The following is a 16,884-nucleotide window of genomic DNA, read 5'->3' as shown; positions in this document are numbered from 1 at the left end:
GGTGCGGAGGGCGCGGTCTTCGCCCCCGCACCCCCGTTACGACCACACCGCCTCGGCGATCGCCACCCCCACGAACGCCGCGCCGAGACCCGCGCTCACGCTGCCCACTACGTTGACGGCGGCGTAGAGCCAGGCCCCCGTCTCGGCCAGCCGCAGTGTCTCGTACGAGAAGGTCGAGTACGTGGTCAGGGCCCCACACAGGCCGGTGCCGAGGAGCAGCTGAAGGTGGGAGCCCGCGGCGCCCGCCGCTGCCGCGCCGGCCAGCAGGCCGAGGACTGCAGAGCCCACGACGTTGACCGCGAAGGTGCCCCACGGGAAGACGGAGTCGTGCCGGGACTGCACCGCCCGGTCGGCGAGATAACGGAGCGGGGCGCCGATCATGGCGCCCGCGACGACCAGCAGCCAGTTCACGACGACGTCTCCCCCTCGGTCCCCGATGCGCCACGGCCGACGTACCTGATGACCTCGCAGCCCTCGAGGATCACGAGTCCCTCGGTGACCAGTTCGTCGAGCTGCGGCAGGAAGGCCCGGACGCGCTCCTCGGTGTCGACGATCACGACAGCCACCGGCAGGTTCTCGCTCAGGGACAGCAGCCGGGAGGTGTGGATCACGGACGAGGCGCCGAAGCCCTCGATGCCCTTGAAGACGCTGGCGCCCGCCAGCCCCGCCGCGCGGGCCCGGTGCACGATCTCGGAGCAGAGGGGTCTGTGGTGCCAGGTGTCGTTCTCGCCGACGAAGACGGTCACGCGCGTAGCGCTGCCGGTCAGCCGGGTCATCGCTGCCTCCGTGTCAGGAAACGACGGGTCGCGGTCGCGCCGAGCCACACCGCGGCGAGCGCCGCCGACACGGTCGCGGCCAGATACGCCAGGGCGGTGCGCGGGTGGCCGGCGTCGACCAGCTGCTGAATGTCGACGGCGTACGTCGAGAAGGTCGTGAAGCCGCCGAGCACGCCGGTGCCGAAGAAGGGGCGGACCAGGCGGTGGGCGACCCAGACGTCGGTGATGATCACCATGAACACGCCGATCACGGCGCAGCCGGTGACATTGACCCAGAAGGTCGACCAGGGGAACCCGCCCGTCTGCGCGGGCCACCACACCGAGGCCGCATACCGGGCCGTCGCGCCGATCGCGCCGCCGACGACGACCACCGCGACGACGGGCACCTGGGCACGCCAGGCGCGCCGTCGTGGGGGACGCGTGTCCAGGGGGAGGCTCTCGGTCTCCGGGGCTGTCATGACAGTACGTCTCCTACTCGCCGGGGCCCTGACTGCGGGCGCCTGTCGTCGCAAGTAGGGACCGTTGGCGGCACCGACGCCGCGGTTCGGGTACGGCGGGCCCCACCGCCGCGCCGCGCGGGAACGCGGCCCCCGCCAGACTAGCTCCGGGGCCGCGCACCCGTCACTTCGAGGCGGTGCCTCGCACACCGCGACGCCGCGCTCCCGGACACTGCCCAGGATCAGCAGGTCGCCCCCTGCACAGACGCTGGTGATCACGCGGAAGCCGGTGCGGCGGTGGGTGAGGTGGTGGACGACGTCACCGTCGTCGACCGCCAGGACACCGGCCGCGGCCGGAGGGCGGACGGGGGCGTGACCCTCGGGCGGGTACCCGCCGTGGCCGCTTCCCTACCAGCCCTTCTCGAACATCCGGGCCACCTCGGCGATCCGGACCTCGTCGCGGCGGTAGTAGGTGCGGCGCCGGACACGCTTGGCGCGCAGCATGCCGAGGTCCGCGAGGAGGGTGAGGTGGGTGTGGGCCACCGCGCGGCGGACGCCGAGCTTCGCGGCGACGGCGTCGGCGGAGACCCCGTCCGCCACGAGGTCGGTGTGCCGCCGGCGGGGAAAGTGGGCGACCGGATCCTTCAGCCACTCCAGGATGCGCAGGCGGGTGTCGTTGGCGGGAGTCCTCAGCATTACGTCCCCCTCGGTCCGGGCCCTCTATGTGCGGCTTGCCCACTGTGGCGCCGGTCAAGCCGCCGTGCTCGGCACACCGCCGGACTTGACCGGGATCGAACGGACCTTCGCCTCAATGTCACGGAACAGCGAGGACCCGGCCGCGGAGGTACGCACTCGCACGGCCGGGTCCTCGGGTCCCGTGATCCGCCTGGGAGCAACACGATGGGGGCCTCACCTCAGCCCCGCCGACCTCCGGCGAATCCCCGCCGAATCCCCTCAGCGGTGGCTGAACCACGCCATCGCCGGCAGCGCCCTGTCGTCGTAGCCGAACAGGGCCTGGTTCTCCCAGCCGTTGCCGGAGGAGGCGTCGGTCGGGTCCCAGCCGTTGCCGTTGACGGCGGTCCAGGTCGCCTCCCAGTAGAAGACGCCGAGGCCGCGGCCGTTCGGGACGGCCTCCACGATGCTCGCGATGTCCTTCATCCACTGCGTCTGCCCGGCCGTCGAGGCCGCGTAACCGGACACGAGCTCACCGGAGAGGTCGATGATGTTCTCGTGCGCGTCCTCGCTGTCCAGACGGAAGGGGTAGGCCGTCTCGGCGACGAAGACCGGCTTGCCGTAGCGGGACGCCGCGTCGTCCAGCGTGGTCTGGAAGTCGTGGAGCGTGCCGTGCCAGTAGCCGTAGTACGACAGACCGATGGCGTCGAACTTCACGCCGCCCGCCACGGCGCTGTCGAACCACCAGCGGGTGCCGGACAGGTCACCGCCCTTGGCGAGATGAAGCGCGACGGTGGTGGACGAGTTGACCGCCTTGACCGCGTCGTATCCACTGTTGATCAACCCGGCGAGCTGCGTCCAGTTGTCGGTGGATCCCTCGTTCCACAGCATGCCACCGTTGATCTCATTGCCGACCTGGACCATGTCGGCGGTGGTGCCCTGTGCCTTCAATGCGTTCAACACGTCGTACGTGTGGTTGTACACGTCCGTCTTGAGCTGACTGTACGAGTGGCCCGCCCACGCCGCCGGCTTGCTCTGGGCGCCCGGGTCGGCCCATGTGTCCGAGTAGTGGAAGTCCACCAGCAGCTTCATGCCCTGCGCCTTGACGCGCTTGGCCATCGCGAGCACGCGCGTCTTGTTGTTGTAGCCGTCGGCCGGGTTGACCCAGACCTTCAGGCGCGCGTAGTTCATGCCGGACGACTTGAGGATGGCGAGGGCGTCGCCGGTGGTGCCGGAGCTGTTCTTGTAGACCCCACCCTTGGCCTCACTCTTGGCGAGGGACGAGATGTCGGCACCCTTGATCGACGTACCGGACGTGCCCGACGTGAAGGTCAGGTCGTCAACATTGATCCAGTTACCCGCGTTCGCGTCACTGTTGATGCTGATGGTGCACTGGTTGTTCGTCACATTGACCGGCACGACGATCCGGATCCACCCACTGGCGGACACCGGCAGATCCGTGCGCTGCTCCGCGCTGCCACAGTTCTTCAGGGCTATGTACGCGGATTTCTGGCCACCGCCGGAACGGACCCACGCGGTCAGCTTGTAGGTGCCGTTGGCGAGCCCGGAGAGGTACTGGTACGTCTCCACCTTGTAGGCGGTGGACGCCCAGTGGCTCAGCCGGTAACTGCCGCTGCGGCCACCGGCTTCGACGTACGAGGCGCCGGTCGAGCCGTACTCGGACCAGCCGCTCGGCGTGGCCGCGCCGGTGCCGTCGGCCTCGAACCCGCCGTTGGTGAGCGTGCTCGCCGCAGCCGCGGTCGGGGCGGGCAGGGCGGTGAGGGCGAGCCCGGCCGCAAGCGGCAACAGCAGGGCTCTGAGGGTGCCTCTGGGATGGAACTTCATCGTCCGTCGTCCCTTCCGACGTGATGGGGATGGGGGATGCCCCTCTCGTGGGGATGAGGGGCCCCTCCGCCCGCGGCTCTCGTGGCACACACGGGCGGAGGGGAGTCGGCTCAGCCGTCGAGTCGTACGACCCGTACGGCTCCCGCCGGAACCGCCAGGCGGCCGGCGGCGCGTTCGCCGGTCAGCAGCTCGGTTCCGGACGTGTCCAGCGGCACCTTGGCGTCGGCGGCGGTGTGGTTGACGGCGAACAGGAAGGTGCCCGACTCGCCGGTGCGGCGCACGACTTCGACATCGTGGGGCAGGTCGGTGCGCGGGGCGATGCGCGCGTCCTCGGCGGCCCGGCCCAGCACCGCGTCGAGGCCGTCGGTGCCGAGGCGGGTGGAGACGTACCAGGCGGTGCCCTCGCCGAGGCGGTGCCGGGTGACGGCGGGGCGGTCGGCGGTGAGGCCGTCGACGTAGGTCCACACCGTCTCGGCGCCGCGCGGCACCACGAACTCCGTCCACACGTCGGCGCCGAGCTCGGCGCCGTCCGGGCCGGCGATCCGGACCTTCTCGCCCTTCAGGAGCGGCGAGAACTCCTCCACCGTCAGGCCGAGGATCTCCCGCAACGGGCCCGGATAGGCGCCCTCGTGGACGGCGTCGTGCTCGTCGACGATGCCGGAGAAGTACGACACGACGAGGGTGCCGCCGTGCTCGACGTACTCCTTGAGGTTGAGCCCGGCCGCCTCCGTCATCAGATACAGCGCGGGCACGACGACAAGGGGATACGCCGACAAGTCGGCTTCCGGATGGGCGAAGTCGACCGTGAGGTGGCGGTCGTAGAGCACCTCGTAGAAGGTGTCGGCGCGTTCGCGGGCGTCGTGGTCCTCGCTGGGGCGCCAGTCGAGGTTCTGCGCCCACCAGGAGTGCCAGTCCCACAGGACGGCCACGTCGGCCTGGGTGCGGGTGCCGCGGATCGGGCCCAACGTGTCGAGGGACGCGCCGAGTTCGACGACCTCGCGCCACACGCGCGTGTCGGTGCCGCCGTGCGGCAGCATCGCCGAGTGGAACTTCTCCGCGCCGCGCCGGGACTGCCGCCACTGGAAGAACATGGCGCCCTCGGAGCCGCGCGCCACATGCGCGAGGGAGTTGCGGGCCATCTGGCCGGGCGCCTTGGCGGGGTTGCGGGCCTGCCAGTTGACGCCCGAGGTGGAGTGCTCGAGGAGCAGCCAGGGGGCGCCGCCGGCGACGGAGCGGGTGAGGTCTGCGGCCATCGCGAGGTTGACGTGGGTGCGGCGGCCGTCGGTGATCAGGTAGTGGTCGTTGGTGACGAGGTCGACCTCGCGGCCCCAGGCCCAGTAGTCGAGGGAGTCGCACTGGCTGAGCGCGGTCATGAAGTTGGTCGTGACCGGCACGCCCGGTGAGAGGCGGTGCAGGATGTCCCGCTCCATGCGGAAGTTCTCGCGGATGGTGACGTCGGCGAACCGCTTGTAGTCCAGTGCCTGCCCGGGGTTGCCGACGGTGGGGGTGAGGCGCGGCGGGTTGATCTGCTCGAAGTCGGTGTACCGCTGGCCCCAGAAGGCCGTGCCCCAGGCCTCGTTGACCGCGCCGACCGTCTCGTACGTGGCCTCCAGCCAGCGGCGGAAGTGCGCGGCGCAGGAGTCGCAGTAGCAGGCGGAGACGGGGACGCCGTACTCGTTGTGCACGTGCCACATCGCGAGGGCGGGGTGGTTGCCGTAGCGGTCGGCGAGCCGGGTGGTGATGTTCGCGGCGGCCGCGCGGTAGTCGGCGTTGCTGTGACAGATGGCGCCGCGCGAGCCGAACTCGTAGCGGGTGCCGTCGGCCGTCACCGGCAGCGCCTCGGGGTGGGCCCGGTAGAACCACACCGGCGGCACCACGGTGGGCGTGCCGAGGTCGACGCGGATGCCGTTCTCGTGCAGCAGGTCGAGCAGGCGGTCGAGCCAGCCGAAGTCGTACATCCCGGGTTCGGGCTCCAGGAGCGCCCAGGAGAAGATCCCGACACTCACCATGGAGACGCCGGCCTCCCGCATCAGCCGGACGTCCTCCTGCCAGACGGTTTCCGGCCACTGCTCGGGGTTGTAGTCCCCACCGAAGGCGAGCCTGGTGAGGCCCCTGGGGGTGGTCTCCGGCATGGATCTCTCCCGTTTAATCGATCATTTGGGAACGTGCACACACAGCTGGGGCGGTGCGAGCCCAACATAACCGCACAGCAACAACCATTGACAAGTGTCTGGGATGTTTCTCTACTGTGAACGCTCACAGAAGCATGACAGGGCCTCGCGACGGGCGAGGACCCAGGTCAGCAGGCATCTGCAGGGCAGGTCTCCGCAGCGGGCGGGGACCCTGGTCAGGGGAGAGTTCCATGCCGAACACGAAGCGCCGGCGGCTCTTTGAAATCGCAGCAACCACTGTCGCCGTCACGCTCGGCGCCACCGCACTCGCCGCCTGCGGTTCCGAGGACGACGGCGACGCCCAGTCGGGCCCGGTCTCGCTGACGTACTGGACCTGGACGCCCGGCATGGACAAGGTCGTCGACCTGTGGAACAAGGGGCCGGGCAAGAAGGAGCAGATCACGGTCACGGTGAAGAAGCAGGCGTCCGGCGACACGCTGGTCACCAAGATCCTCACCGCGCACAAGGCCGGCAAGGCGCCCGACCTGGTCCAGGCCGAGTACCAGGCGCTGCCGACGCTGGTCAGCAATGACGCACTCGCCGACATATCGGGCGAGGTGGGGGACGCGAAGGGCAAGTTCGCCGAGGGCGTCTGGCAGCAGACGACGCTGGGCACGGACGCGGTCTACGCGGTGCCGCAGGACATCGGACCGATGATGTTCTACTACCGCGAGGACCTCTTCAAGAAGTACGACCTGACGGTCCCGATGACCTGGGACGAGTTCGCCGAGACCGCGCGGAAGCTGAAGAAGGCCTCCCCGGACACCGACCTCACCACCTTCTCCGCCAACGACTCCGGCCTCTTCGCGGGCCTCGCGCAGCAGGCCGGCGCCAAGTGGTGGACCACCGAGGGCGACAAGTGGAAGGTCGGCATCGACGACGCGGCGACGCAGAAGGTCGCCAAGTTCTGGGGTGACCTCGTCGAGGAGGGCGCCATCGACAACCAGCCGATGTACACCCCGGCCTGGAACAAGGCGCTCAACACCGGCAAGCAGATCGCCTGGGTCAGCGCCGTGTGGGCGCCGGGCACGCTGAGCACCGCCGCGCCCGACACCAAGGGCAAGTGGGCCATGGCTCCGCTCCCCCAGTGGTCCGGCAGCGAGAACGTCACCGGCAGCTGGGGCGGCTCCTCCACCGCGGTCACCACGGACTCCGGGAACAAGGAGGCCGCCGCGAAGTTCGCCGCCTGGCTGAACACCGACGGCGAGGCCCTGAACGCACTGGCCAAGGAGAGCGGCATCTACCCGGCCTCCACCTCCGCGCAGCTCAGCGGCGCCTTCACCACGCCGCCGGACTACTTCTCGAACCAGGCGGACTTCTACACCCAGGCCGCGGAGATCGCGAACACCACCGCGCCGTCCGCGTGGGGCCCGAACGTCAACGTCGCCTACACGTCCTTCAAGGACGCCTTCGGCGCCGCCGCCAAGAACAAGTCGGACTTCACCGCCGCCCTGAAGACGATGCAGGACGACACGGTCGCCGACATGAAGAAGCAGGGCTTCGAGGTCGCCGAGTGACCAGCACGGCACGCCGGAAGTCGTACGGGGTCAAGGGGGCCCCGTACGGCTTCCTGATTCCCGCATCGATCCTCTTCGTCCTGTTCTTCGCGCTGCCCATCGGGTACGCGATCTGGCTCAGCTTCCGCAAGGTGCAGGTCTCGGGCCTCGGCCTGGGCGCCGGTGCCCGCAAAGAGGTCTGGGCCGGGCTGGAGAACTACACCGACGCCTTCACCGACAGCGAACTGCTGGATGGTGCGCTGCGCGTCCTCGGCTACGGCTGCATCGTCGTCCCGGTGATGCTCGGCCTCGCCCTGCTGTTCGCCCTGATGCTCGACTCCGAGAAGGTCAGGCTCGCACCCTTCTCCCGGCTCGCGATCTTCCTGCCGTACGCCATTCCCGGCGTCGTGGCGGCGCTGCTGTGGGGATTCCTGTACCTGCCGGACGTCAGTCCCTTCTACTTCGTGCTCGACAAGCTGGGCCTGCCGCAGCCGGACCTGCTGGACGGCGGTCCGCTGTTCCTCGCTCTGTCGAACATCGCGGTGTGGGGCGGCACCGGCTTCAACATGATCGTCATCTACACCTCGCTGCAGTCCATTCCGGCCGAGGTCTACGAGGCGGCGAAGCTGGACGGCGCCACGCCGCTGCAGATCGCACTGAAGATCAAGATTCCGATGGTGGCGCCCTCGCTGGTGCTGACCTTCTTCTTCTCGATCATCGCGACGCTCCAGGTGTTCAGCGAGCCGACCACCCTCAAGCCGCTCACCAACTCCGTGTCCACGACCTGGAGTCCGCTGATGAAGGTGTACCAGGACGCCTTTGGCAAGGGCGACATCCACGCCGCGGCAGCGCAGGCCACGATCATCGCGCTCGCCACCCTGCTGTTGTCCTTCGGCTTCCTGCGGGCCGCGAACCGTCGGAACAAGCGGGACGTCAGTCAAGGAGTCGCACGATGAGTTCTCTTGCCGTCCGCAAGGCCGCCCCGGCGGCCGGCACGACCCCGGGCACCGCCCAGGGTCCGCCGCTGCGCCGCCGGATCGCGCTGGTCCCGACGATCACGCTGCTCCTCGGCGCGCTCTACTGTCTGCTGCCGGTCGCCTGGGTGGTGATCGCGTCCACCAAGTCCGGCAGCGAGCTGTTCTCCACGTTCACCTTCCTGCCGGGCACCGGCTTCGCCGAGAACCTGTCGGACCTCAGCGCCTACCGCGACGGCGTGTACTGGCAGTGGATGGGCAACTCGGCCCTCTACGCCGTTCTCGGCGCCCTGCTGTCGACGGTGGTGTCGTCGTTCAGCGGCTACGCGCTGGCGACCTACCGCTTCCGCGGCCGCGAGGCGATCTTCAACGTGCTGCTCGCGGGCGTGCTGATGCCTCCGGTGATCCTCGCCATCCCGCAGTACCTGCTGCTGGCGAAGGTGGACCTCACGGACTCGTACCTGTCCGTGCTGCTGCCGCAGATCCTCTCCCCCTACGGCGTCTACCTCGCGCGGATCTACGCCGCCGCCGCGGTCCCCTCCGACGTGGTGGAGGCCGGGCGGATGGACGGGGCGAGCGAGTGGCGGATCTTCACCCGGATCGCGCTGCCGATGATGATCCCGGGGCTGGTCACGGTGTTCCTGTTCCAGTTCGTGGCCATCTGGAACAACTTCCTGCTGCCGTACATCATGCTCAGCGACGACGAGAAGTTCCCGATCACCCTGGGCCTGCACACGCTCCTGGAGCAGGGTGCCAACACCCCGGCGCTGTACACACTGGTGATCACGGGGGCGTTCCTCGCGGTGTTCCCGCTGGTCGCGCTGTTCCTGGTCGTCCAGCGCTTCTGGAGCCTGGATCTGCTCTCCGGGGCCGTAAAGTCATGACCATGAGCAACACGGGGGGCCGGCGCAGACCGCCGACGATTCACGACGTGGCGCGCGAGGCGGGTGTCTCGCGCGGCACGGTCTCGCGCGTGCTCAACGGCGGCCATTACGTCAGCCCGGCCGCGCAGGAGGCGGTCAACGCCGCCATCCGCAGGACCGGTTACGTCGTGAACCGGCACGCCCGCTCGCTGATCACCGGGCGTTCGGACTCGATCGGCTTCCTGCTGACGGAGCCGCAGGAGCGGTTCTTCGAGGACCCGAACTTCAACGTCCTGCTGCGCGGCTGCACCCAGGCCCTCGCCCAGCACGACATCCCGCTGCTGCTGATGCTGGCCGGCACTGAGGACGAACGGCGGCGCATCACGCGGTACATCACCGCGGGGCACGTCGACGGGGTGCTCCTCGTCTCCAGCCACTCCGGGGATCCGGTGGCCCAGGAGCTGCGCGAGGCGGGGGTGCCGCTGGTCGCCTGCGGCAAGCCGATCGGGCTGGGCTCGAAGGTGAGTTACGTCGCCGCCGACGACCGGGACGGCGCGCGGGACATGGTCCGGCATCTGCTGTCCCTCGGCCGACGGCGGATCGGCGTGGTCACCGGTCCGCTGGACACGCCGGGCGGTGTCGAGCGGCTCGCCGGGTACAAGGAGGTGCTGACCGAGGCCGGCGTCGAGATCGACGAGCGGCTCATCGTGTCCGGCGACTACAGCCGGGCCAGCGGTGAGGCGGGCGCCGAGCGCTTGCTCGCGCAGGCCCCGGACATGGACGCGGTGTTCGTCGCGTCCGACCTGATGGCACAGGGCGTGCTGACGGCACTCCAGCGGGCGGGGCGCCGGGTGCCGCAGGACGTGGCGGTCGGCGGCTTCGACGACTCCCCCGCCGCCGTCACGGCGAGCCCGGAGCTGACGACCATTCGACAGCCGTGGGACCGGATCAGCGCCGAGATGGTGCGGGTCCTGCTCGCGCAGATCGGGGGCGAGGATCCGGCTGCCGTGATCCTGCCCACGGAGCTGGTGAAGCGGGAGTCCACGTAGCCGTTGCACGCACACTAGTTGCACACTCAACGAATGGCCGATTCGGTGTTACCGTGCGGATATGGCAGCGAACACGGCCCAGTCCGGCCTGGAGCAACGGTGGCGGGACATCCTGTCGGCGCATGCGCGGACGATGTGCGAGATCGACCGCGTGCTGCATCCGCACGGCCTGGGGGCGAGTGACTTCGAAGTGCTGGACATCCTCGCCACCGAGTCGCCGGAGGAGGGCGACCAGTGCCGGGTGCAGAACCTCGTGGGGCGGGTGCATCTGAGCCAGAGCGCCCTGTCCCGCCTCATCGGCCGGCTGGAGAAGGACGGCCTGGTCGAGCGCTCCGTCTGCGCGGAGGACCGGCGCGGCGTCTGGGTGACCCTGACCCGCAAGGGCCGCGAGCTGCACGCCGAGGTCCTGCCCCTGCAACGGGCGGCCCTGGCCCGCACGCTGCAGGGCTGACATGGGCGTTCACCCGGGGTGAACGCCCGCGGTCACCTCTGTGGCCGGGCCAGCAGGGTGCGCACGCCGTCCGAGGTGAGCGTCAGGCCGTGCGACGAACTGCCGTCGATGGTGAGAGACAGGTCGTCGGAGGGCCACTGCGAGGCGAGCGCGCCGAGCGGTACGAGGCGGTAGCGGGAGACGAACGGGAGCAGCTCGGCCATCTCCAGCTCCGAGGTGAAGACAGGCACCACCGGGCGCCCGTCCGGTTCCTCCAGCACGGGCAGCGCCACGGCGGTGGGATCGGCGGCCTCCTCCTCGAGGGCGTCGTCGGGCACGGGGACGAGCACCTCACTGCTCGCGAGCGTGTCCAGCGCCGCCGTGTCCTCGGTGTTCTCGGCGAGCACGTCGAGTGCCCGCTGGGCCGGGGTGGCGTTGTTGTCGTTCGCGGGTGTCTCCATGACAGATCCCCTGGTAGCGGTGGTCGTACGGCCCGCCCGGCACGAAGTCGCCCCGGCGCGGCATCCCACGCGTACCCGACCCGACGGAACCCAACCCTCCGCCCGCCGGGCGGTGCTCCGGCGCCGGAAAAGGAGGTGAGGCCGGGCCCGCCCGCTGGTTGTATGAGCGTCATGCTGCCCACCGACCGCCTGCTGGCCTTCGCGGCCATGTCCTTCGTGCTGATCGTGATCCCCGGGCCGAGTGTGCTGTTCGTGATCGGCCGGGCGCTCGCGCAGGGCCGGCGCGCCGCGCTGACCACCGTCGTGGGGAACACGCTGGGCGCGTATGTGCTGGTCGTCGCCGTGGCGCTGGGGGTGGGGGCGGTGGTCGAGCGTTCCGTCCTGGTGTTCACCGTGCTGAAGCTGGCGGGCGCCGCGTATCTGGCCCACCTCGGGGTCAGGGCGTGGCGGCAGCGTGGTGCGCTGCAGGCCGCGTTCACCGCCGACGAGGGTCACCGGGGTGGTCTGCGCACGCTGTGGGAGGGGTTCGCGGTCGGGGTGGCCAACCCCAAGACCATCGTGTTCTTCGCCGCCGTGCTGCCCCAGTTCGTGGACCGCGCTCAGGGGCACGTCGTGGTGCAGATGCTGCTGCTCGGTCTGGTCTTCAACATCATCGCGGTGGTCTTCGACAGTCTGTGGGGGCTGACCGCGGCCACCGCCCGGAACTGGTTCGCCCGCTCCCCGCGACGGCTCTCCCTGGTCGGCGGCGTCGGCGGCCTCACCATGATCGGCCTGGGTGTCACGGTCGCCGTGACGGGCCGCAAGGACTGAACCGCCGGGGCGGTGGCGGTCGCCCGCGACTGACCGCCCTCGGGGTTCCGACCTGCGGCTCGGCGGAGGCGGAGGCGGCGCTGTCCGGTGTATCTGCGGCAGCCGGACATGGGTTCATCATGGCTTGTGTGGTCACCTACAGGCTGATCGCCGGTTGTTTGTCGCGCTTCGGCCCTGGCGGCGCTCGCCGAGCGCGCGTTCGCTCGCGACGGTGGCCGCCGCGGCGCCTGCCTCCTGCTGCAGCGCCGGTTCCCCGCTCCTCGGTGAGAAGAAGGAGTGCCGTGTCATGGATACAAAGCTTGAGGTCGTGGTGATTCCGGTCGCCGACGTGGACCGGGCCAAGGCCTTCTACAAGGCGCTGGGATGGCGGGAGGACGCCGATTTCCCCGCCGGGGACGACTTCCGCGTGGTGCAGATGACCCCGCCCGGCTCTCCCTGCTCGGTGATCTTCGGCACCGGAGTCAGCGACGCCGCGCCCGGCTCGGCGCAGGGGCTGCACCTGGTCGTGTCGGACGTCGAGGCGGCCCGGGCGGAACTCGTCGAGCGGGGAGCGGAGGTCGGCGAGGTCTTCCACGACGCCGGAGGCGTGTTCCACCGCGCCGGTACCGACAACCGGGTCCCCGGGCCCGACCCCGAACGCCGCAGCTACGCCTCCTTCGCCTCCTTCAGCGACCCCGACGGCAACGGCTGGATCCTGCAGGAGATCACCGAACGCCTTCCCGGCCGCTGAGGCTGCTGCTCCGCGGCTACTGGCCGAGGCGGTCCAGATCGGCGGGGGTCATGCCGAGCGGGCCGAGGACCACGACGCCGAGTTCCTCGGTCAGTGCCATGAACCACTCCGCGTCCAGCTCGGTCTCCGGCGTGGCCAGGTGAAGCGGGTGTCGGCCCGGACGACGAGCTCGGCGAATCCGGCCGGCGAGGAGTCAGACTTCTTGCGGGTGCCGACGTACCGGTCGCATAGGGCCGGTGAACAGGCGGAATCGCCCCGGGCCGGCGCTCGGTCAGCGGCTGCGGGTGCGGCTGACCGAGTCGGAGTCGGAGGTGTGGCTGGTCCGGTCCGTGCCGGCGGACGGACCGCCCGCCCTGAGCGCGGCCACGGCGGACGCGGGGTCGTCGGCGTAGAAACGGAAGGTGCGAGCCTCGGCGGGCTTGCCCAGGGCGCGTACGTACCGCACCGGCTCGGTGAGCTCGACGGTGACCGTCGTCTGGCCGTCCACCGCCATGTCGGCGACGCCGTTCTCATCCACGACGGCCAGCTTGCCGTTCGGGAACTTCCGGTCCAGGCGGACGGAGGCTATGCGGTCGGCCGGGATGCGGATGTCCAGCAGGGCGCCGTAGCGCAGGCGCAGCGAGCCGTCGGCCCCGATCACATGCGGGCGAACCACGCAGGAGGCGTGCAGGGCGATGACGAAGTAGCAGCCCCAGATGTCGAGGACGAGAGTGACGGCGTGCACCACGGGCCAGGGGATCAGGAAGGCGAGGGCCACGGTCTCGACGATGCAGACGAAGAAGAAGCCGTACATGACCGCCGTCTGACCCGAGGCGTACGGGATGGGCAGGTCCCCCTCGCGTACGCCGTGCGGTCCGCGGCGGGTCACCCAGCGCAGGAAGCTGGTGGAGAGGAAGACCTCGTGGGTGGTCAGCTTGCGCACGGGCGCCGGAACGGTGTCGGCGATCGCGGCGCGGAAGGCAGGGCCGCGCTCCAGACCGTCCCGACGGTGCCGGCGGTAGTCGAGGGAGAGCAGGGCGGTCGCCGCGGCCATCAGCGCGAGTACCGTCAGCTCCACCACCAGCCGGACGGCTGGGGCTGTGCGCACCCCGCCGACCACGCACAGGACGAGCACGAGTTCCCCGGGGACGAGCGTGGCGAAGGACCAGCGCACCGCCTTTCTCAGCGCCTTCACCTGGCACGCTCCCGCAGCAGCTCGATGGCGCGGCGCACGGCCGCGGCCTGGGCGGGGGCGAAGTCCGCGAAGAAGGCGTCCGCGAAGCCGCCGTCCTCACCCACGGCGCCGTCGTCCGGGATGGCCATCGACTGCGCCGCCTCGTCCGGGATGCTGTCGACGATGGCCCGGGCGGTCCGCTCCACCCGCGGGTCGTCCTCGGCTGCCTCGGCCAGCTCGTCCAGCTGTGCGTAGACCTCGTAAGCGCGCCGCATGGCCTCCGGCCCGGCGCTGAGGCTGCGCACCATGGCGTCGAGCCAACCGCCGTCGCCGCCTGGTGAGCCGGTCTCCAGAAGGGCGAGCAGCTCCCGCTCCCTGGCCGCCATCGCCGGCTCCGGCCCGGGCAACCGCGCCGAGGCGCGGGCCATGTCGGTGAAGAGGGCTGCGAGTTCGGGCGAGATGGGGGCCTCGGCGGGCAGCCGCCCGGTCTGCTCGGCCTGCTCGAGCAGCTGGCGCAGGCGGGCGCGGCGCTGCCGGATGGACTCCTCCTGGCGGGCCAGGTCGGCGTCCAGCTCGGTGAGGATCTCGACGAGATCCTTGCCCGCGTCGTCCACCAGCACGTCCTTCACCTCGTCCAGGCTCAGGCCGAGCTCGGTCAGACGGCGGATGCGGGCCAGCTCGACGGCGTCGCGCAGTGAGTACTCGCGGTACCCGTTGGGCTGCCGCGGCGGCTCGGGCAGCAACCCGATGCGGTGGTAGTGCCGCACGGCGCGGGTGGTGATGCCGGCGATGCCGGCGAGCTCTCCGATTCGCATGGCCCCAGTAGAAACGTTGTCGCCGCGACAAGGTCAAGCGGCACGGTTCACGGCTGGCGGCCTCTGCCGAACGCCGACCGTGTGTCCGCGCGCAGCCCGTACAGCACACCGTGCAGGCCGATGTCGTGCGCCTCGGGGGAGGAACGGCCCGGGGGCAGAGGCAGACCCGGCTTCGCCTCGACCACCCGGGCCGTCCCGGTCGTGATGTCCTGCGCGCTCGTCGGTCACTCGGTGAGGGCGAGGAACTCCCGCACGGGCAGCGCCCGGTCGACGATCCGTGTGTCGCCGATCCAGCCGTAGAAGCCCTGCCCGAAGCGCGCGTCGAACTGTGTGGCGCCGAGGACGAAGGGCTTGCCGAGGGTGGCGATGCCGGCCGACGGCTGCGTGGGGTTGCGTGCGATCTTCGAGCCGTCCACGTACATCACCGTGCGGCGGCCGTCGTTGACGACGGCGATGTGCATCCAGCGGCCGACGGGGACGGCGTGGGACCACGACGTCGGGTCGGCGTCCTGCAGGTGCGGGTAGACGACGAACTGCAGGAACCTCTCCGGCGACAGGTTGAGACTGCAGGTGGGTTCCAGCGGCGACCAGCCGGTGGTCTTGCCCGCGTCGCCGTTGCGGCCCTCCCAGCTGAGGATGCCCATCCAGCTGTGGTCGCCCTCGAACGGCTCCGGCAGCCGGACGAAGGTCTCGATGGTGTAGCCGCGGGTGAACTTCTCGCTGTTCAACGGCGCCTGCGCGGCGGTCCGCAGGACGGCGCCGCGGTCGGGGCTCTTGCCGCCGTCGAAGCGGAGGCTGGCGTGCGCGGGCTGTCCGGGGTGGTGGTCCCGGGACCAGGTCAGCGCCTCGGGCCCGCTGGAGTGCAGTCGGCTCACCGTCAGGTCGTTGCCGTTGCCGGTGAGGTCACGTACGACCACGCCGTCGGCGACGGGGGCTCCGGAGGTGCCGGCCGCGGGGGTTCCGGACGCGTCGAACCGCCAGTAGGCGACCGTGCCGCGGGGCATCACCGCGGAGGCCGGGCGCGGCTCGGGCCGCACGACGGGAGCGAAGCCCTTGAACCGCTCGTCGAAGTCGATGTCGAGGCTGAACCGGTCGACGGGGCCGGTGAGTTCGATGGTCTCGGCCGCCAGCGGCGACCGCTGCTGCGGGTCCCGGGCGAGGAACCACGGCGAAAAGGTCTCGACGTCGATGACGCCGCGGACGAGGTCGAAGCCGTAGGTGCGGATCATCCCGGCGCCGCCGTAGTAGCGGTCCTGGTAGTTGGTGATGTGGACGTGGACATCGTTGTCGGCGTCGTTGGTCAGGACCGTGCGCCCCGGGGGCCAGTAGTGGCCGCCGAGCGCGAGGAAGATCTGGTCGTTGCCGCGGATGAGACCGTTCCACAGGCGGGTGCCGTGGCCCGACAGCTGGGCCTTGCCGTCGTCGTCCGACCAGGCGATGTCGTGTGTGGTGAGGACCGCGGGCAGTGCGGGATGGGCGTCGAGGACGCCCTGAGCCCACTGCAGTCCCTTGTCCGAGACCCGCCAGTCCAGGGCGAGGACGATCCACTCCTGGCCCCCCGCCCTCAGGACGTGGAAGCTGTTGTAGCCGTCGGGCGAGGCACCCCGGAAGGTCGGCATGGCGGCGTAGCGGCGTGGTCCGAAGGCGGCGAGGTAGGCGGAGTCGCCGCGCTGGTCGTCCGTCGATGACCGGATGTCGTGGTTGCCGGCCAGCACGCTGTAGGGCACCTTGCCGTGGAGGGTGCGGAAGGTGTCGGCGGCGAGTTCGATCTCGTCCTCGGTGCCGTGTTCGGTGACGTCGCCGAGGTGCGTCATGAAGGCGATGTTGGACGCGGACCGCTCGGCCACGAGGTAGCGGAAGGTCTCCCGCAGCGGGGTGGGGTCGGCGCTGTCGGCGTCGAAGAGGTACTGCGTGTCCGGCAGGACGGCCAGTGCGAAGCGCGGGCTCTCGGTGTCGAACCGGCCGCCGCCTGCGCGGTCCTCGGCGGCCGCGGCCGTCGTGACATCCAGCCCCGCGACCGCCGCGCCGGCTGCCGGGACGGCGACCGCGGCGCGCAGCAACGCGCGTCTGTGCAGGGGAGTTTGCTGTCTGTCTGCGCTCATCGATGCTCCACGGGAGAAAGCTGGGTCGGGTCAGCCCGTACGCTGCTCACCCGCCCTGGCCACCCGGTGGCGTGGAGCTGAACACCGGCTGCATGGACGC

18 protein-coding genes are annotated in these 16,884 nt (G+C 70.5%); 7 read left to right on the top strand and 11 right to left on the bottom strand.

Going from position 1 to position 16,884, the window contains the following annotated elements:
- Positions 1 to 36: 36 nt before the first annotated feature.
- The 6 genes from crcB (StrepF001_RS08290) to StrepF001_RS08265 all read right to left on the bottom strand — a co-directional run bounded on the left by crcB (StrepF001_RS08290) (position 37) and on the right by StrepF001_RS08265 (position 5,862).
- Entirely contained in the window at positions 37 to 411 is a 375-nt protein-coding gene (gene crcB, locus StrepF001_RS08290; protein WP_129797651.1) for a fluoride efflux transporter CrcB, read from the bottom strand.
- Positions 408 to 776, bottom strand: a complete 369-nt coding sequence (locus StrepF001_RS08285; protein ID WP_129797650.1) for a DUF190 domain-containing protein — start codon at positions 774 to 776, stop codon at positions 408 to 410. The genes crcB (StrepF001_RS08290) and StrepF001_RS08285 overlap by 4 nt, the downstream gene beginning before the upstream one ends.
- Complete coding sequence (crcB, locus tag StrepF001_RS08280) at positions 773 to 1,234, bottom strand: fluoride efflux transporter CrcB (RefSeq protein ID WP_129796385.1); 462 nt, start codon at positions 1,232 to 1,234, stop codon at positions 773 to 775. Before crcB (StrepF001_RS08280) ends, StrepF001_RS08285 begins: the two co-directional genes overlap by 4 nt.
- 387 nt (positions 1,235 to 1,621) lie before the next feature.
- On the bottom strand, positions 1,622 to 1,909 hold the full coding sequence (locus StrepF001_RS08275) for a helix-turn-helix domain-containing protein (RefSeq protein ID WP_129797649.1): 288 nt from the start codon (positions 1,907 to 1,909) through the stop codon (positions 1,622 to 1,624).
- Between the two features lie 258 nt (positions 1,910 to 2,167).
- Positions 2,168 to 3,730 (bottom strand): glycosyl hydrolase 53 family protein, encoded by a 1,563-nt coding sequence (locus StrepF001_RS08270; protein ID WP_129797648.1) that lies wholly within the window; start codon positions 3,728 to 3,730, stop codon positions 2,168 to 2,170.
- 110 nt (positions 3,731 to 3,840) lie between these two features.
- Positions 3,841 to 5,862, bottom strand: a complete 2,022-nt coding sequence (locus tag StrepF001_RS08265; RefSeq protein WP_129797647.1) for a beta-galactosidase — start codon at positions 5,860 to 5,862, stop codon at positions 3,841 to 3,843.
- 230 nt (positions 5,863 to 6,092) lie between these two features.
- Here StrepF001_RS08265 and StrepF001_RS08260 point away from each other — a divergent pair, with 230 nt between their 5' ends.
- From StrepF001_RS08260 to StrepF001_RS08240, 5 genes are all read left to right on the top strand, one after another.
- Positions 6,093 to 7,418 (top strand): extracellular solute-binding protein, encoded by a 1,326-nt coding sequence (locus StrepF001_RS08260; protein WP_129797646.1) that lies wholly within the window; start codon positions 6,093 to 6,095, stop codon positions 7,416 to 7,418.
- The gene (locus tag StrepF001_RS08255) at positions 7,415 to 8,353 is read left to right on the top strand and encodes a sugar ABC transporter permease (RefSeq protein ID WP_129797645.1); all 939 of its coding nucleotides are present in this window, start codon (positions 7,415 to 7,417) and stop codon (positions 8,351 to 8,353) included. The genes StrepF001_RS08260 and StrepF001_RS08255 overlap by 4 nt, the downstream gene beginning before the upstream one ends.
- Complete coding sequence (locus StrepF001_RS08250) at positions 8,350 to 9,255, top strand: carbohydrate ABC transporter permease (RefSeq protein ID WP_129797644.1); 906 nt, start codon at positions 8,350 to 8,352, stop codon at positions 9,253 to 9,255. Before StrepF001_RS08255 ends, StrepF001_RS08250 begins: the two co-directional genes overlap by 4 nt.
- Entirely contained in the window at positions 9,252 to 10,283 is a 1,032-nt protein-coding gene (locus StrepF001_RS08245) for a LacI family DNA-binding transcriptional regulator (RefSeq protein ID WP_129797643.1), read from the top strand. Before StrepF001_RS08250 ends, StrepF001_RS08245 begins: the two co-directional genes overlap by 4 nt.
- 61 nt (positions 10,284 to 10,344) lie before the next feature.
- Positions 10,345 to 10,734: a MarR family transcriptional regulator gene (locus tag StrepF001_RS08240; protein WP_129797642.1), complete on the top strand. Its 390-nt coding sequence runs from the start codon at positions 10,345 to 10,347 to the stop codon at positions 10,732 to 10,734.
- Positions 10,735 to 10,766: 32 nt separating this feature from the next.
- Here the strand turns inward: StrepF001_RS08240 and StrepF001_RS08235 are convergent, their stop codons facing one another.
- Complete coding sequence (locus StrepF001_RS08235; protein ID WP_129797641.1) at positions 10,767 to 11,174, bottom strand: SseB family protein; 408 nt, start codon at positions 11,172 to 11,174, stop codon at positions 10,767 to 10,769.
- Between the two features lie 171 nt (positions 11,175 to 11,345).
- On the opposite strand from StrepF001_RS08235, the gene StrepF001_RS08230 reads away from it, so the two are divergent.
- Both StrepF001_RS08230 and StrepF001_RS08225 read left to right on the top strand, forming a co-directional pair.
- Positions 11,346 to 11,984: a LysE family translocator gene (locus tag StrepF001_RS08230; protein WP_129798384.1), complete on the top strand. Its 639-nt coding sequence runs from the start codon at positions 11,346 to 11,348 to the stop codon at positions 11,982 to 11,984.
- Between the two features lie 286 nt (positions 11,985 to 12,270).
- A complete protein-coding gene (locus tag StrepF001_RS08225; RefSeq protein ID WP_129797640.1) occupies positions 12,271 to 12,714 on the top strand; it encodes a VOC family protein in 444 nt (147 codons plus the stop codon).
- Positions 12,715 to 12,985: 271 nt separating this feature from the next.
- Here the strand turns inward: StrepF001_RS08225 and StrepF001_RS08220 are convergent, their stop codons facing one another.
- From StrepF001_RS08220 to StrepF001_RS08210, 4 genes are read right to left on the bottom strand one after another with little or no spacing between them, the layout of a single operon-like run.
- The gene (locus StrepF001_RS08220; RefSeq protein ID WP_240797334.1) at positions 12,986 to 13,888 is read right to left on the bottom strand and encodes a hypothetical protein; all 903 of its coding nucleotides are present in this window, start codon (positions 13,886 to 13,888) and stop codon (positions 12,986 to 12,988) included.
- The gene (locus tag StrepF001_RS08215; protein ID WP_129797639.1) at positions 13,885 to 14,682 is read right to left on the bottom strand and encodes a MerR family transcriptional regulator; all 798 of its coding nucleotides are present in this window, start codon (positions 14,680 to 14,682) and stop codon (positions 13,885 to 13,887) included. Before StrepF001_RS08215 ends, StrepF001_RS08220 begins: the two co-directional genes overlap by 4 nt.
- 47 nt (positions 14,683 to 14,729) lie before the next feature.
- Positions 14,730 to 14,867 (bottom strand): hypothetical protein, encoded by a 138-nt coding sequence (locus tag StrepF001_RS45465; protein WP_165396196.1) that lies wholly within the window; start codon positions 14,865 to 14,867, stop codon positions 14,730 to 14,732.
- A 39-nt stretch (positions 14,868 to 14,906) separates the two neighbouring features.
- Positions 14,907 to 16,784, bottom strand: a complete 1,878-nt coding sequence (locus StrepF001_RS08210) for a LamG-like jellyroll fold domain-containing protein (RefSeq protein ID WP_129797638.1) — start codon at positions 16,782 to 16,784, stop codon at positions 14,907 to 14,909.
- Positions 16,785 to 16,884 lie beyond the last annotated feature (100 nt).

The sequence above is a fragment of the Streptomyces sp. F001 genome (assembly GCF_004187715.1).
Taxonomy (GTDB): domain Bacteria; phylum Actinomycetota; class Actinomycetes; order Streptomycetales; family Streptomycetaceae; genus Streptomyces; species Streptomyces flavusporus.
Note: the sequence above shows the minus strand (reverse complement) of the source record. Positions and strands in the feature narration are given on the sequence as shown.

What these genes read in the sequence shown, in the direction of transcription:
- StrepF001_RS08285 (WP_129797650.1), bottom strand. Translation starts at nt 776, where the DNA reads ATGACCCGGCTGACCGGCAGCGCTACGCGCGTGACCGTCTTCGTCGGC.
- crcB (WP_129796385.1), bottom strand. Translation starts at nt 1,234, where the DNA reads ATGACAGCCCCGGAGACCGAGAGCCTCCCCCTGGACACGCGTCCCCCA.
- StrepF001_RS08275 (WP_129797649.1), bottom strand. Translation starts at nt 1,909, where the DNA reads ATGCTGAGGACTCCCGCCAACGACACCCGCCTGCGCATCCTGGAGTGG.
- StrepF001_RS08270 (WP_129797648.1), bottom strand. Translation starts at nt 3,730, where the DNA reads ATGAAGTTCCATCCCAGAGGCACCCTCAGAGCCCTGCTGTTGCCGCTT.
- StrepF001_RS08265 (WP_129797647.1), bottom strand. Translation starts at nt 5,862, where the DNA reads ATGCCGGAGACCACCCCCAGGGGCCTCACCAGGCTCGCCTTCGGTGGG.
- StrepF001_RS08260 (WP_129797646.1), top strand. Translation starts at nt 6,093, where the DNA reads ATGCCGAACACGAAGCGCCGGCGGCTCTTTGAAATCGCAGCAACCACT.
- StrepF001_RS08250 (WP_129797644.1), top strand. Translation starts at nt 8,350, where the DNA reads ATGAGTTCTCTTGCCGTCCGCAAGGCCGCCCCGGCGGCCGGCACGACC.
- StrepF001_RS08245 (WP_129797643.1), top strand. Translation starts at nt 9,252, where the DNA reads ATGACCATGAGCAACACGGGGGGCCGGCGCAGACCGCCGACGATTCAC.
- StrepF001_RS08240 (WP_129797642.1), top strand. Translation starts at nt 10,345, where the DNA reads ATGGCAGCGAACACGGCCCAGTCCGGCCTGGAGCAACGGTGGCGGGAC.
- StrepF001_RS08235 (WP_129797641.1), bottom strand. Translation starts at nt 11,174, where the DNA reads ATGGAGACACCCGCGAACGACAACAACGCCACCCCGGCCCAGCGGGCA.
- StrepF001_RS08230 (WP_129798384.1), top strand. Translation starts at nt 11,346, where the DNA reads ATGCTGCCCACCGACCGCCTGCTGGCCTTCGCGGCCATGTCCTTCGTG.
- StrepF001_RS08225 (WP_129797640.1), top strand. Translation starts at nt 12,271, where the DNA reads ATGGATACAAAGCTTGAGGTCGTGGTGATTCCGGTCGCCGACGTGGAC.
- StrepF001_RS08215 (WP_129797639.1), bottom strand. Translation starts at nt 14,682, where the DNA reads ATGCGAATCGGAGAGCTCGCCGGCATCGCCGGCATCACCACCCGCGCC.
- StrepF001_RS08210 (WP_129797638.1), bottom strand. Translation starts at nt 16,784, where the DNA reads ATGAGCGCAGACAGACAGCAAACTCCCCTGCACAGACGCGCGTTGCTG.